Source organism: Nesterenkonia lutea (genome assembly GCF_014873955.1).
GTDB classification, from domain to species: domain Bacteria; phylum Actinomycetota; class Actinomycetes; order Actinomycetales; family Micrococcaceae; genus Nesterenkonia; species Nesterenkonia lutea.
This window is the reverse complement of record NZ_JADBED010000001.1, coordinates 1,658,091-1,672,177: the sequence shown is the minus strand read 5'-3', so window position 1 is coordinate 1,672,177 and position 14,087 is coordinate 1,658,091. Positions and strand designations below refer to the sequence as shown.

The 14,087-nt window shown below is 61.0% G+C and carries 13 protein-coding genes; 7 read left to right on the top strand and 6 right to left on the bottom strand.

Translation table 11 applies throughout. From position 1 onward, the window contains the following. Position 1: 1 nt before the first annotated feature. From H4W27_RS07640 to H4W27_RS13935, 5 genes are all read left to right on the top strand, one after another. Positions 2–772: an amino acid ABC transporter ATP-binding protein gene (locus tag H4W27_RS07640; RefSeq protein WP_192595400.1), complete on the top strand. Its 771-nt coding sequence runs from the start codon at positions 2–4 to the stop codon at positions 770–772. Then, positions 772–1,419, top strand: coding sequence for an amino acid ABC transporter permease (locus tag H4W27_RS07635; RefSeq protein WP_192595399.1), 648 nt, complete (start codon positions 772–774; stop codon positions 1,417–1,419). The genes H4W27_RS07640 and H4W27_RS07635 overlap by 1 nt, the downstream gene beginning before the upstream one ends. Further along, a complete protein-coding gene (locus H4W27_RS07630; RefSeq protein WP_192595398.1) occupies positions 1,419–2,162 on the top strand; it encodes an amino acid ABC transporter permease in 744 nt (247 codons plus the stop codon). The genes H4W27_RS07635 and H4W27_RS07630 overlap by 1 nt, the downstream gene beginning before the upstream one ends. 28 nt (positions 2,163–2,190) lie before the next feature. Next, complete coding sequence (locus tag H4W27_RS07625; protein WP_192595397.1) at positions 2,191–3,096, top strand: substrate-binding periplasmic protein; 906 nt, start codon at positions 2,191–2,193, stop codon at positions 3,094–3,096. Between the two features lie 113 nt (positions 3,097–3,209). Further along, positions 3,210–3,881, top strand: a complete 672-nt coding sequence (locus H4W27_RS13935; RefSeq protein ID WP_192595396.1) for a GntR family transcriptional regulator — start codon at positions 3,210–3,212, stop codon at positions 3,879–3,881. 77 nt (positions 3,882–3,958) lie between these two features. Here H4W27_RS13935 and H4W27_RS07615 read toward each other — a convergent pair whose 3' ends face one another. Then, positions 3,959–5,332 carry an ISL3 family transposase gene (locus H4W27_RS07615; RefSeq protein ID WP_192595395.1) on the bottom strand — a complete coding sequence of 458 codons (1,374 nt, stop codon included), beginning with the start codon at positions 5,330–5,332 and terminating at the stop codon, positions 3,959–3,961. A gap of 475 nt (positions 5,333–5,807) precedes the next feature. Beyond that, positions 5,808–6,533, bottom strand: a complete 726-nt coding sequence (locus tag H4W27_RS13930; RefSeq protein ID WP_225939372.1) for an SDR family NAD(P)-dependent oxidoreductase — start codon at positions 6,531–6,533, stop codon at positions 5,808–5,810. A gap of 654 nt (positions 6,534–7,187) precedes the next feature. Between H4W27_RS13930 and H4W27_RS07605 the strand changes: the two genes are divergently transcribed. Next, entirely contained in the window at positions 7,188–7,778 is a 591-nt protein-coding gene (locus H4W27_RS07605; RefSeq protein ID WP_225939045.1) for a DNA/RNA helicase domain-containing protein, read from the top strand. Here H4W27_RS07605 and H4W27_RS07600 read toward each other — a convergent pair. The 3 genes from H4W27_RS07600 to yczR form a co-directional block, all read right to left on the bottom strand. After that, positions 7,769–8,245 (bottom strand): pyridoxamine 5'-phosphate oxidase family protein, encoded by a 477-nt coding sequence (locus H4W27_RS07600; protein ID WP_192595393.1) that lies wholly within the window; start codon positions 8,243–8,245, stop codon positions 7,769–7,771. The genes H4W27_RS07605 and H4W27_RS07600 overlap by 10 nt on opposite strands. An 88-nt stretch (positions 8,246–8,333) precedes the next feature. Then, positions 8,334–10,796 (bottom strand): ATP-dependent DNA ligase, encoded by a 2,463-nt coding sequence (locus H4W27_RS07595; protein WP_192595392.1) that lies wholly within the window; start codon positions 10,794–10,796, stop codon positions 8,334–8,336. A 157-nt stretch (positions 10,797–10,953) separates the two neighbouring features. After that, complete coding sequence (gene yczR, locus H4W27_RS07590) at positions 10,954–12,366, bottom strand: MocR-like transcription factor YczR (RefSeq protein WP_192596492.1); 1,413 nt, start codon at positions 12,364–12,366, stop codon at positions 10,954–10,956. A gap of 64 nt (positions 12,367–12,430) precedes the next feature. On the opposite strand from yczR, the gene yczE reads away from it, so the two are divergent. Further along, positions 12,431–13,093: a membrane protein YczE gene (yczE, locus tag H4W27_RS07585; protein WP_192595391.1), complete on the top strand. Its 663-nt coding sequence runs from the start codon at positions 12,431–12,433 to the stop codon at positions 13,091–13,093. 282 nt (positions 13,094–13,375) lie between these two features. On the opposite strand, the gene H4W27_RS07580 is transcribed toward yczE, so the two are convergent. After that, entirely contained in the window at positions 13,376–14,074 is a 699-nt protein-coding gene (locus H4W27_RS07580; RefSeq protein WP_192595390.1) for an 8-oxoguanine DNA glycosylase OGG fold protein, read from the bottom strand. Between the last annotated feature and the right edge of the window lie 13 nt (positions 14,075–14,087).

Sequence of the window (14,087 nt, the reverse complement as noted above, 5' to 3'; positions counted from 1 at the left end):
CATGACGGAAACCTTGGACCCGCCAGCGTTGTCGGCAACAAACTTGCATAAGTGGTTCGGAGACAAAGAGATACTACGAGGTATAAGCGTCGACGTGGAGAAGGGAGAGCACATAGCGATAATCGGGCCAAGCGGTTCAGGCAAAAGCACGTTTATACGCTGCTTGAACCTGTTAGAGGTTCCCGAGCAGGGCACCCTGGATCTAGAAGGTCGACGCGTTTTTGAGGCTTCCGAAAAAAACAGCACAAGTTCTGTGCGCGCTTTGAGGAAGCGAGTCGGAATGGTGTTTCAGTCTTTCAACCTTTTCGCCACGCACACGGCCATCGAAAACGTAAGCCTCGCCCAGCGCTTAGCGTTGGGTCGTAGCAAGGCCGAAGCTACAAACCGCTCCGAGCAACTCCTCGAGCGAGTCGGTTTGAAGGCCCACATGTATAAGCACCCCGGCCAACTCTCCGGAGGACAACAACAACGAGTGGCAATCGCTCGATCGCTGGCCCTTGACCCAGAAGTCATTCTTTTCGATGAGCCCACCAGTGCCATAGACCCGGAAATGCGTGTCGAAGTACTTCGCGTTATGAAGGAACTTGTCGAGGAGGGTATGACAATGCTGACCGTGACCCACGAGATTCAGTTCGCGAAGGAGGCAGCAGACCGTGTGATGTTCCTCGCCGATGGTGAGGTTCTGGAAGATGGTCCAGCTGAGCAAATTCTGACGGATCCGTCTAACGAGCGCATCCGTCGTTTCGTGAACTCACTTAGCGGAGCCGTGTGATGCTTGAAGCGGACTACGTCCTTGAGGGACTGTGGGTGACACTCCAAATTTGGCTCGGCGCGTTCTTGCTGTCAGCAGTCCTCGCTATCCCCGTGGCGATGTTGCGACGGTCAAGGAACCCCGTCGCTAACTTTCTTGGGGCGCTCTGGGCGTGGATAGCGAGAGGTATCCCACCTATCGCATGGCTGATCATTATCTATTTCGGTATCTCGCTGGGTGTCATATCGCAAGTCCCTGTGCTCGCTGCGATCGTCGGTCTTGGGATCGTCAACTCTGCATACATCGGTGACAGCATACGCTCGGGACTCGATTCAGTATCGGACGGTCAGCGGGAAGCCGCAGCTTCCGTCGCTTTGACTCGGACGGATGCTCTGGTCCGCGTGGTACTTCCGCAAGCTATTCCAGTGATGCTTGCCTCTACCGCAGCCTATTCGATTACCCTACTCAAGAATACCGCCATAGCGTCAATAATCGGCGCGAATGAAATGGTCTTCTACGCGTACAACGCGGTGCAGGTAGGTGCGGATCCAATAATGGCTTTCCTGACGATAGGGATCGTGTATCTGATAATAACGGTACCCATCGGAATGTTTGCACGCTGGTTGGACTCTCGAGTCAAACGGGGATCAGTAAAGGTGGCGTACTAATGGAAGAATTCCTGGATATTATTGTCGGCCTACTGCCTGGGCTATGGTTGAGCGTGCTGATGGCGGGCGCGAGTGTCGCAATTGGTATTCCGCTCGGGTTCGTTGCTGGACTAACTCTAAATGGCCAGGACAAGTCGCTACGCTGGTTCGTGATCGCCCTAGTAGAGCTGTTTCGCGGCTTTCCCGCTCTACTGACCCTGTATCTAGTCTATTTCGGACTCACAGATATCGTGACTCTAGATCGGTTTGCAGCTGTCGTGGCCGCCTTTGGCGTGACTACTGCGGCCTACACCGCTGAGATATTTCGAGCATCAATCGCGAGTGTTCCGTCCGGGCAAATTGAGGCCGCGCAGGCCGTCGCTCTCACCAAGAGACAGATCATCTCTAAAGTTGTCGTTCCTCACGTCCTGAACATCGCTGTTCCGCCTATTCTCGGTATCGTAATCATTACATTTCAGGGAACTGCACTCGCATATGCAATCGGGGCAAAAGAGCTTCTGGGAAGTGCCTACTCGATCGGAATGATCAATTTCCGGGTGCTCGAGCCGCTGCTGGTTGCAGCGCTGCTCTATCTGCTCTTTACTTCGTTGCTGGCGTGGATGGAGATACTAGCCGACCGGCGAGTTGCCCGGATCACCGGTGCTGGTATCGGTAGTGCTTCCACCCGAAGACGCACCCGACGTCTACGACAACGAAATTCCCATGCCGGTTCGGCGTCGCTACCAGTCAAGATTCATCAGTAATCCCAACCAATAGACAGAGGAAAGAAACATGAAACGACTCACGGTTCTCGAACAGAAGCCTGTAACTGCTTTCATCGCTACCTCAAGTATCGCGCTACTTGTGTTGACGGGGTGTTCCGGGGACGCCGGAACGGAACCTGACTCAGCGAACGCAGCCACGGGAGACGTAGCTGAGGATTGCACTCCGCTCCACGAATTTCCCACTCTTGAGGACGGGGTGTTAAATGTCGCAGCGATGAATGCGGCACCGAAATTCCATGCTCTGTCGGACAGTGGCCCATTCGAGGGCATCGACGCAACGCTCATTACCGAGTTCGCCGAGGAGAACTGCCTTGACGTGCTCTTCAAGCCGATGACCGGGGCGGCGGCGCAATTGGACCTACGTGAAGGAAAGTCCGACCTGTTTGGTGGCCTTCATATCAAGACCGCGGAACGGGGAGAGGTGTTCGGTCAGGCTGAGGGGTACGTTATTTACGATGCGCTCGGCATCACATCGGCTTCCGAGGACTCCTTTGACACGATCGAGTCGATGGACGGTGCTACCGTCGGCGTCCTGTCCGGCTCCTTCTTTGCTGAGACGTTAAAGGACGCTCTTGGAGAGGAGAATATTGAAGAGTATCAGAGCGATACAAATGCCTTCGAAGACTTGCAGGCGGGTCGAATTGACGCCGTGGCGAACCAGTCCATGATGAGCTTCAACCTGAGCAATGACGCAGAGGGTTACGAGACTAACATTATTGATGAAGACCCAAATCATCCAGAACTCACCGCCTTGCTCGAAATCAACTGGCCGCATACTCACGGCGTCCCTGAGTTCACCGCCGCAATCGATGACTACTACACGCGGGCGAAGGAGGATGGAACCGTCGAACGGGTCCTAGAGGAGAATGGTGTCACGGAGGAAGCTGCTGACTTCTACATCAACGGACGCTAGTCAATCGGTGGCTATACGGCAGACTAGTTAGGTGCGAGTCGTAGTGGTGAGGGGCGCGAGGCAGGCTGCCTCGCGCCCCTAGTCCTGTGGAAGCTTATGAAGAGAGTGAATTGATGGAACTGCACGATTCAGCACCTGCGCATAAAGGCGAGCACGAGTCGGTGGCGCAACGGATTCTTGGGACTCTGCGTCGGGAGATTGTGACTGCTCGGCTAGAGCCAGGACAAATAATCCAGGAGACGGAGACAGCCTCGCGACTCGGGGTGTCGAAAACACCAGTACGCGAAGCATTACAGACCCTCCTTTCGGAGGGATTCGTCATGGTGTTCCCGAGGCGAGGTTACGTGGTCAGACCCCTGGGCCTAAACGACATACGAGAGATCATGGATCTACGGATGTCAATTGAGCCGCCGATCACGGGAGTCGCTGCGCGCCTATCCACTATTGAATTGGTGAGAAAGCTCGAAAAGATCTTGTCTCACCACGTAGATGAGAGTCTGGGCTTCGCTGAGCGCCTTCAGGCAGCGAACGAATTTCACCGAACAATCGCTTCCACTGCGGGAAACAAGCGTGCAGGAAGACTCTTGAATACATACCTTGACGAAACAACCCGGATACATTATATGTTCTCTCGGGCAATGGACCACGTCGTTTCGCCGGTGGAGCTTCATTCACACCGACAAATCGTGGATGCTATTGCCGATAAGGATGAACTTGGTGCTCGAGAGGCAATGAGCGCTCACCTTCGCGAGTCGAATGAGGCACTCCTTCAGTCATTCTATTGATGACGTGGCCGATTCTCGAGGTACCGCGGATTCCTACCGGACCCAGTGCCCACCGACTGCTGTGCTTAACGGGCTCTTCACACTTGAGCGTGGAGTCCTGCTCGAGCATGGATTTGGGAGCGTCGGCGTGTCTGCCTGAAGCTCCTGGCCAGAATACGTGACTGGTAGTTGTTCTGAGTCCGGAAACCCCGGCCGGTGCGCTTGATCTGCTTGATGGCCGTGTTCGCCGCCTCGGTCCGCGCGTTGGTCACCCGGGTCCGGATGAACACCTTGATCTGCGGCCACCACGCCGCCACCGTGGCCGCCAGCCTGTCGGCCTCGGGCAGCCCGGCAGCGGCCACCGCCAGCTCAAAGTCGATCCTCGCGCTCTGCGCCGCAGAGACGGACTCTGCGTTCAAGATCCTGCGCAGTTGCTCCTTCACCGCCCAAGCGGCGGCGACCTGCTCGAAATCGGCGTCGTCGAGGACCTGCTCGAGGCGGTGCAGCCCGGCGTCGGTGAGCCGGTCTCCAGCGCGCAGCAGAAGCATCCGGTGGGCCCAGACGGCGTCCTGCTTCCGGCCCCGCCGGCCCAGCACCTCGCGCAGGGCGCGCTGACGAACTGAAGTGAGCATTTGGTTGCCCAGCTTGACCAGGTGGAAGTGATCCACACTGATCTCCACCGCGGGAAGCACCGTGCGGATCGCAGACCGGAACGTGGTCGAGGGGTCGATCGCCACGACTTCGAGGCGGTCCAGCCACGCCTGGGAGCGTCCCTGCAGCCAGGCGGTGACGTTCTTCGAGGACCGGCCGTCGATCACTCCGAGGACGTGTCCGGTGTGGGCGTCGACGAAGGTGCTCATCCAGGGCTCCACCCGGCACCACACGGCGGTCTCGGGGTGCTTGAACCACTTCGCGGTGGCGAAGCGGTGCTCATCGATGCCCAGCGCCCGTACCGGCACCTGATCCACCTGGGGCAGGACCATGGTCTGGGTGAGGATCGCGGTGTTGACCGTGCCCCAGGCGATCCCGTGGGCGGCGGCGACTTCGGCGGTGGCCCGCCCGGAGTCCAGCACTGCGGCCGCCACCGTCTCCTTGAGTCGGGTGGTGCACCGTGCCCGCACGGGCAGCTGCTCGGTGACCTGGGTGAAGGTCCTGCGCGGGCATCGCGTCTCGGCGCAGAGGAAGCGCGGCTTGATGACCACCAGCTCGGCCCTGTCCCCGCCGGTCGGGATGTCCTTGACTCGTTGACGGACCCGCTGGTGCACCCGAGCGGAGAGCACCCCGCAACTCGGGCAGGCGTTCTCAGGGGCCTCGGCGGTGACCACGACCCGCCTGCCTCCCAGTGGCAGGTCAGTGGCTTCGGTGACGGTGTAGCCGGCCAGGTTGAAGACCACCGATGCTGCATCGCGCACCGGATGCTCATTGGTGTGGTGGGCAGACAGGGGCGAGGGCGCGCACGTATTCTGGGGCATGGCTCGTGTCCTTCGTGATCGAGGATAGATTCGTCGCAAAATCCATCCTCAAGCAAGGGCACGAGCCTCTTGACTCACGACGCCCCCACGCTCAACTGGGAAGAGCCGCTTAACGGCCCAACTCTTAGGGCACTCCAGGACACAAGTGGTGCTGTCGCAGCGGCAGGAGTCCTCCTCATGCCAAGAGTCGTTGACTTACACCTATCGAGCGAACCGCATCGGTCAGGCGTCCGGTGACACCACAGAGTCTTCAGGCAGGTGCCGTGTTGTCCAGCCGTGCAGAGCGACGGGACTGACATTTGTTGGAGTCGATGAGCCGCTATACCCCCTGTCGCGCTTTCGATCCGCGAGACACAGTGTCTCAGTGCTATGGAGGGTCGCGTGTCACTCCATTGGCGAAGACCAGTGGCTCCCGGATTGCGGTGATAGTTACCGCTTGGTGTCTGGTTTCAACCAGCACGACAAGTGGTAGCGTCTACACCAACCGTTGGCCGCCGTCTACCGGCAGTGTTGCCCCTGTCGTGTAGGGCGAATCAATCAGCGACATGCAGGCTCGGGCTACGTCCTCCGGCGTGCCTGAACGCCGCATTGGGCTGGATTGAATCACTTCTTTGCGTAGGTGTTCCCAAGCCCTGGTGCGCTCAGTATCTACCAATCCGGGTGCCAACGCGTTCACTCGCACTTCCGGTCCCATTGCGACCGCGAGGAGCCTCGTAAGATGTTCCAGTCCCGCCTTGCTCACAGCATAGGGAATCGAGCTTCCGCTCACCGTGGAAGCGGCCATAGAGCTCATGTTTATAACTGATCCTCGAGTGTCGCGGAGGTCGGGGGCGCAAGCCTGCGTCATGAACCACGGACCCAGTAGGTTCACAGAAAGCGCAAGTTGAAAGAACTCCGGCGTGACACCCGCTATATTCCCGTGCTCGAGTGGAATGCCTACGGCCGCGTTATTGACGAGTAGATCAATTCTGCCGAAAGTTTCGCGAGTCTCTTGCGCGAGTAACATTGCGCCCTCTTGAGTGGACAGGTCGGAGTCAAAGTAGAGCGCACACTTGAGGCTATCCTGTAGTTCCTTTCCTGCTTCGACCGTGTCAAAACCGTGGACTAGTAAGCGGTAACCTCGCTCATCTAACGTGTGTGCCAGTGCCCGGCCAATGCCCCCGGTGGCGCCGGTTAGAATAGCTACAGGTGATTGAAGCATCGGATCTCGTCTCTGAATGGATGTCACGACATCGTTGTGAGGAAATGTACGGCGAGCGAATATGGGCAATCAAGGCCTTCTAAACAGCGCGCAAGTTGTGGTTCTGATTCGCGCAGCTGCTCCGTTCCGAATAATACCTGTCACTGTCTGTTCGTTTCACTGCCGCGACGTCTTCTTAAGTGTCTCTGAAATAAAAGTCCTGAAGCTTCCCAAAATCCGACAGTGTGCTTTTTCCTCTGAGCACCTCTCGTTGACTCAGCGGGTTGTCGATCATACGTACCATTGCAAAGGCATCAAGTGATGGTGCCGCTGCGGTCACCGCAGCGATTTATCCGGTTCCGAACCAAGGGCGGTGGCGGCTGAATCGGTTGGTGGTGGCCTTAGACTCAGGTCCGGTTCGTTTGTGGGTTTTGTTCGTCGTCGGATCGAGGGGTCTCTACGAACCTTTTGTATGTATCCTGTCCGTTGGGATAGTGGCAGCTGCGTTCAGCTCTGTAGATGCTTCGAGCAAGGTAGCGTTTGAGCCCACCTTCGATTCTCGCTGTCCGTTTTACCCTCTGGATAACGCTTCCCAACATTGACCCGTGTCTGCGTGTCGTGGACCATTCGCACCATCGCAGCGACGGTGAGCGCCCGCTCGCTTGGTCGCCGGCTATGCGTGGCAGTGGAGAAACAAGAAGGACGAGCCTTCCCGACATAGTCCTCAATGGTTATGGCCTCCAGCGGAACCGAACGGCGAAGGACTGGATCAACTCAAATACGTCCCTGGAGGAAGTCGGGTCAATCCACACGGTTCAGGGATATGACTTGAACTACGCAGGGGTGGTCATCGGGCCGGACTTGAGATTCGACATCGACCAACAACGGAGCATCTTTGACCGCGCCAACTACTTCGACTCCAAGGTCAAAGAGAACAGTCCTCGGTTGGGCCTGAAGTTCAGCGATGATGACCTTCTGGAGTACGTCATAAACATCTATGGTGTTCTGCTGACCCGGGGGATCAAGGGAACCTACGTCTACATCGGCGATCCCGACCTGCGCAACTACCTGGCCCCGTACTTCACAGCAGCTGGGACGCCTCCGTGGAGGGCAGACGCAGGAATCGCGCCCGCGAGGAAGGCCGAGATTCCCGTGCCAGGGGGCAGGACCGGGACGTGGAACGGAAGAGTTCCGTTCGACGATAAAGAAGGGGCGGGCCACCGAAGTGACCCGTCCCTTCTCAAGACTGAGCTGGCTTACAGTTGAACGCGGCCCTGGTCACCCATGTTCGGGGTGTCATCTGAGAATGCCGACTTCGCCATCTTCACGAGTGCCGCAGCCTTGCCGGGACCTTCCCAGTACTGGGCGGTCTCCGGAGTCACGCAGATCAGCACCGCGTTGGGGTCCTCGGGACCGCCCTCGAAGTAGGCCTTCGGACCTAGGTCCCACAGTTCGGCCTTGCGCTTCTCATCGGCGATGACCTGAGCATTTCCCGCGATGGAGACCCACGTGTGGTCATCCACGAAGCCGAGGTTGACCTCGCCCTCGCCGATGATGTCCTCGATCTTGTCCGAGTTCAGCGGGGTGAAGAACCAGAACTTGTGCTGGTCGTCGATCTCGGTGACCCCCATGGGGCGGGAGACGATCCGGTGGCTCTGGTCCAGTGTGGTGAACATGCAGGTGCCGATGTCGTTCAGCTTCTTGACGAGGTCTTCAGCCGTCAGGTCAGTCATATCAATCTCCTGTGTTGAGGATTCGTGCCTTGGTTTGCACTCTACGGATCGTGATTTCTGTGTACAGCGCTTCCGCGCTGAGCAAACTTCAGGGCCCGTTGTTCATCCGGATGCCCCTCCAAGTGGGGTGGCGCAGCCGGTTGTCCCTGGTCACCCCGGAGTGACGCACCTCTGCGGTCAGCTTCGGCGTCACCCACGTGGCGTCGGAGGTGTCTTCGCGGGGGACGTCATCCACTGGAGCGGTCTTTCGAGTCAGCTTCTCCAGCTGGGCCCGGATGTCAGTGAGGTCCACATCGCTGAAACCGGTGCCCACCCGGCCGGCGTAGTGGAGCTCGCCGTCGTCGTCGGTCATGCCCAGCAGCAGGGAGCCGAAGGTCTTGGCGCGGCCACCCCTGCCCTGGCGCCAGCCGATGATCACTACATCAGCGTGGTTCTCATGCTTGATCTTCACCCACTCCCGGGACCGAGTGCCGGGCCGGTACGGGCTGTCGGTACGCTTGGCGACCAGTCCCTCGAGTTTGAGCTCCAGGCTGACGTCCATGGCTTCCTGCAGCGAGTCGCCCATGTCCCCGGGGACCTGCACGTGCTTGCCGCTGCGCGCCAGCTCCTCCAGGATCGCCCGGCGCTGCGTATAGGGCTCGGCGGTGAGGTCCCCGTGCTCGGCGGTGTGCAGCACGTCGAAGACCATGAGGTGCACTGGAATCTTCTTCGCGGTCTGCTCGATCTCGCGCGTCTTGGTCAGCTTGCCGCGGCGCTGCAACAGTCCGAAGTCTGGGCGGCTGCCCGAGTTCAGAGCGACCACCTCGCCATCGACCACCGTGCCGGCCGGGACGAGTTCAGCGATCTCGGTCAACTCAGGGAAGGTCTGGGTGAAGTCCTTGCCGTTGCGGCTGCGGATCTCCACGCGCCCGTCGGGGTGCACGGCGGCGATGGCCCGGTATCCGTCCCATTTGCCCTCGAGCATCCAGCCTTGGCCGCGGATGTCGCTGGGCTTGCCGGGGGAGGCGAGCATGGGGGAGGGCAGCGGGTCGGGGAACTCGGAGTCGTTCGCCGGCTTCCGGCTCTTGCTGGGACTCTTCGAGGACTTCTTCGCGGGTGTTGGCGAGGCCTCCGACGGCTTCTCGTCTTTCGGCTGGTCCTTGGTGAGCCGTATCAGCCAGTTCTTGCCGTGGTCATCGCCCTTGCTGGTGTTGACCAGCGCATAGCGCCGCGGCACCCCGCCCAGGCCGCCATCGGGCTGGCCGTGCAGGATGAAGCGGACCTTGCGCTCCTCCCACTTCTCGATCTCCACCGTCCCGGTGTCCCAGATGGTGACCTCGCCGCCGCCGTACTCGCCCTTGGGGATGGTGCCCTCGAACTCGGCATACTCGATGGGGTGATCCTCGGTCATCACCGCCAGGTGCTGCTCACTGGTGCTCAGCGGCGGGCCCTTGGGCACTGCCCAGGAGACCAGGACACCGTCGCGCTCCAGGCGGGTGTCATAGTGCAGCGCGGTGGCGTGATGCTCCTGGACCACGAAGATCGGGGCATCGTTGCGGGCGGCGGGGGAGCCAGCGGGCACCGGCTCGGGGGTCTTGGCGGCGTCGCGCATGGACCGGTAGGTGGTCAGCGGGTCCTGCGCTTCCGGGAGGCCTTCCGGGGCGTCGTCGTCGGAGGTGAAGTCTGCCAGCGGATCGTGGCCCTCGGTCAGGCGCTGCATCACCTGGTGCATGTCCAGATGATCGAAGTCCGGACCCTCGAGCTCCTCCCAGTCCCGGGGAGCGGCCACGTGCGGGCCCTCGGCAGAGCCGGGGCGCCCGCGCAGCGAGTAGGGGGCGATGGTGGTCTTGTTCCGGTTGTTCTGCGACCAGTCGATGAGCACCTTGCCCTGGCGCAGGGACTTCTTCATGTCACTGACCACGTGGTCCGGGTGATCAGCCTCCAGGGCGCGGGCGAGCTCCTTGGCCACCTGCGAGACCTGCTCCGAGGTGTAGGTGCCGTTCAGTGCGGCGTAGAGGTGAATACCCTTGGAACCCGAGGTGACCGGGATCGAAGGCAGGTTCATCTCATCGAGGATCTCGCGGCACCAGTGGGCGACCTGCGCGCATTCAGCCAGGCCTGCCCCCGGCCCGGGGTCCAGGTCCAGCACCAGCCGATCGGGACTCTGCGGATCTCCCGTGGTGCTGAAGCGCCACTGAGGCACGTGGATCTCCAGTGCGCCGACCTGCCCGAACCACGCGAGCACCGCCGTGTTGTTCGCCAGCGGGTAGGTGTTGGTGTGGTCGGAGTGCTCCAGCTCCTGGCGCGGCACCCACTTCGGGGCTGAGTCTTCGAGGTTCTTGCGGAAGAACGGCTGCTCGGGCTTCTCCGCGGTGCCGACGCCGTCGGGCCAGCGCTTCCGGGTGGCGGGACGATTCCTGGCGTGAGGGATCATCGCGTCCGCGACGGTCTGGAAGTAGTGGATGACCTCGCCCTTGGTGGTGCCGGAGGCGGGGAAGAGGACCTTGTCCATATTGGACAGGCGCAGCTTGTGGCCACCGACGGTGACAGTCTGCTGCTTCTTGCTTGCCATGGTTCAACCCTGGTGGGGGAGGCTGGGCGTTGGCTGGATGTTGTTTGACCGGCGAGCGGATCCTGACGTTCATCGACGGCTGGGGGTCACCGTCGCATGCGCCACCGGCTTGAAGTATCCAGTAGGGAACCCGTTCGGGCTTGCCTCGGGCTGCAGTTCAGACCAGGGCTGGTTTGAAGTCTTTTTCAACCCTGCGGTGTGGTTCCACGCGGCGCCACGCGTTAGCCAGGATGTCCACCGCGACGCTGGTCTCCTCCGCGGGGTAGCTGAAGGGGAAGCGGAGGAATCGCTCAAAGGCTCCGCCGAGGCCAAACCGTGGACCTGCGCCGAGGGGGAGGCCGCCGTCGCGCGCCGCCAGAGCGAGCTGGGAACTGACAGGTTGTCCAATATTGACCCAGGTGCAGAGCCCTCCTGCGACGTGCGGGACGTCCCATACCGGGAAGTGCGACCGGAGCAGGTCCTCCACGTGATCACGTCCCTCGGCGAGCTGGATTCTTCGAAAACGGAGAACCTCGTCATAGTTGCCGAGCAGCTCGAGGGCGATGAGTTGTTCGAGGATGGGCGTGCCGAGATCATGGGCATAGCGGGCTTGTTCGAGCAGCTTGATCTTCTCGGGTTCCGCGCGGATCCACCCGACCCTGAGTCCTCCCCAGACCGTCTTGCCCATGGAGCCGACGAGCATGGCGGGTCCGTATGCCGCCAACGGTTTTCCGGGAGGCACATCGATGCTGAGGTCCGCCGTCGTCTCATCGGCGACCACGAGGCAGCCGTGGCGTCTGGCGAGATCCATCAGCAGCTCGCGCTGGTGGACGGGCATGACAGCCCCTGTGGGGTTGTGGAAATCTGGCATGACATACGCAAGCGCCGGTTTCGCCCGCTGAAACGTCTGAGCCAGACCGTTGTCGTCCCAGCCGTTTCGAGCATCGACAGGGACCGTCACGAGTCGGCGAGCCCTGGACCCCAGCGCGTCATAGGCATGGGGGTAGCTCGGAGCCTCCATCAGGGCGGTGTCAGAGCGAGACAGAAACGTTTTGGCGATCAGCGAAATGGCATGCTGGGCCCCGACCGTGACCATGATGTTCTCGGGTTCAGTCGGCACACCCCTGGAGGTGTACCTCGCGGCGAGGGCTTGGCGGAGGCGCGGCAGGCCAACGAGATCGTAGCCAGTGTCGCCCAGGTAGGCCGGCAGTGTCTGAGCGGCTCGAACGGCTGCCTCGCCGACTTGCGGTGCAGCAGGAAGTGCCGCTTTGCTGAAGTCCAGAGTGGTCGCCGTGCGTCCGTCGGTGTTTTCGACAGTGTCACGGCCTCCCGGGATGGTGACCACACTTCCCGACCCGCGCGTACTCAGCAGGTAGCCGGCTTCCCGGAGGCCGGCATATGCGGCGGCCACGGTAGTCCGGCTGATCCCTAGTTCGGCGGCCAGTTCGCGTTCGGCCGGCAGTCGTGTCCGAAGTGGGATTCTTCCGTCCAGGGTCAGAAGTCTGATGCGGTCAGTCAGAGCGCCATAGGCGGGACCGGCCCCCCGCCAGGCACCGAGTTCCGAAGCCAACCGGCGCGCCGTCAGGACCATCATGGGTCCACCATCTCACGATTGGCATCTTGTTGTCAGTCCAATCACCTGCTGAACTTCTCTTATGGTTCTTTTGCATGCCCGGCGTGGTGCTCAGCTGCTGGTTGGATTATTCCTCTACGGGTTCTCGCTTGCGATGATGATAAGGGCTACTCTCGGCGTCTCGCCCTGGGATGTCCTCAGCCAGGGATTGGCAATCCACACCCGCTTCTCCTTCGGCGTGATCACCATTCTCACTGGCGTCGTCGTGCTCCTACTTTGGATTCCACTTCGGCAGAAGCTTGGAATTGGGACGATTCTCAACGCCCTTCTGGTAGGTCCGAGTGCCGAGGTCGGACTGATGATCCTCGGCGAACCTACGTCCCTGTGGGCCCGCGCAGTGCTCTTCGCTGGAGGTCTGGCCCTTCTCGCCGTCGCCACCGGTCTCTACATCGGCGCGCAATATGGCCCCGGTCCGAGAGACGGGCTCATGACTGGACTGCATAGGCGCTTCGGCTTGCCCATCTGGCTCGTCCGCACCGGCATCGAAGGCACAGCACTTCTGCTGGGCTGGCTCCTGGGTGGCTCGGTCGGCATTGGGACAGTAGCGGTGGTTCTGCTCATCGGCCCACTCGTCAGCCTGACGCTGCCCATGTTCCAGGTCCCTGTGCCAGGAAACCCTCACACCCTTGCTTCTACCCGCCCTGCGCGGAAGGCCCCCAGAGCTCGGGTCTCGCTCAAGACGTGACCTGGCCACACCCATCGCCTTTTCTCGGGCGGAACCCGTCGGAGGCCGTCCATTCCCCTTCGGGAAAAGCCCTGGATGCTCCCAGCGATGAAACACACCCAACTGAGAGAGCCAGAGTCGATGGGTTGCTTCGTCAGAGGTGATGCAGCATGCGCCGCGCGGGGGACATGGCATCCCGGAAGACGTGGCTTGAGCGGATCGAGGGGCCCGCAGGCACAACAAAGAATGGGCCGGTTCCAGCTCGCTCAGTGAGCTGGAACCGACCCATTCTTCTACAACTGGTCAGGCCCGGCGGGTGACTGCCAGTTCGATCTCATCGGCGCGGACTTCGCGGTCCACGGAGGAATCCGCGGAAGCTTCTTCCGCCCACTGGCCGAGCAGGGTGCAGTACTGCTCATAGACCTCAGGGACCCAGACATCGGTGGTCGCATCGGGCCAGGCGTCGCGGGCCAGGTTCGCGGCGACGTCGCGGTCCAGGTTGAGCAGCTTCGGCTCGGCGGCCGCGCCCTGGGCGAAGTAGAGGAACTTGGTGGAGAAGGCGGGCCCGAACCACGGGATCCGGCCTGCGCCGTCTTCTGTGGTCAGGATGCTGAAGGCGTCCTTGACGAATTCGCCGCTGCGGGCTGCGTTCCATGCGGAGACGAGCAGCTCGGAGGCCTCCTCGCGGTGGGAGGCGAAGTTGTCCAGGCGGTGGTGCAGTCGCGGGGCCTTGAGGCCGAGACCCCAGGACAGGGAGTAGTAGAAGAGCTGGAAGGCGTTGTCGGGGGTGGGCTCGCGGTCGCCGATCTCGAACACGTCGCGGCGGGTCAGCGAGACGCGATCCAGGCTGCCGAGCATGCCGGTCAGGGTGGGGAGTCCGCGCTTGGAGAGTTCGGCGCGCCAGCGGGCGGCGTCGACCTCGACGCCATGCTTCAGCACCGCATTCGAGCCGGGAAGTGCGTGCAGGATGTCCTGGGGCAGTCGTGCGTCTTCATTGATCATGGTCCAACCCTAG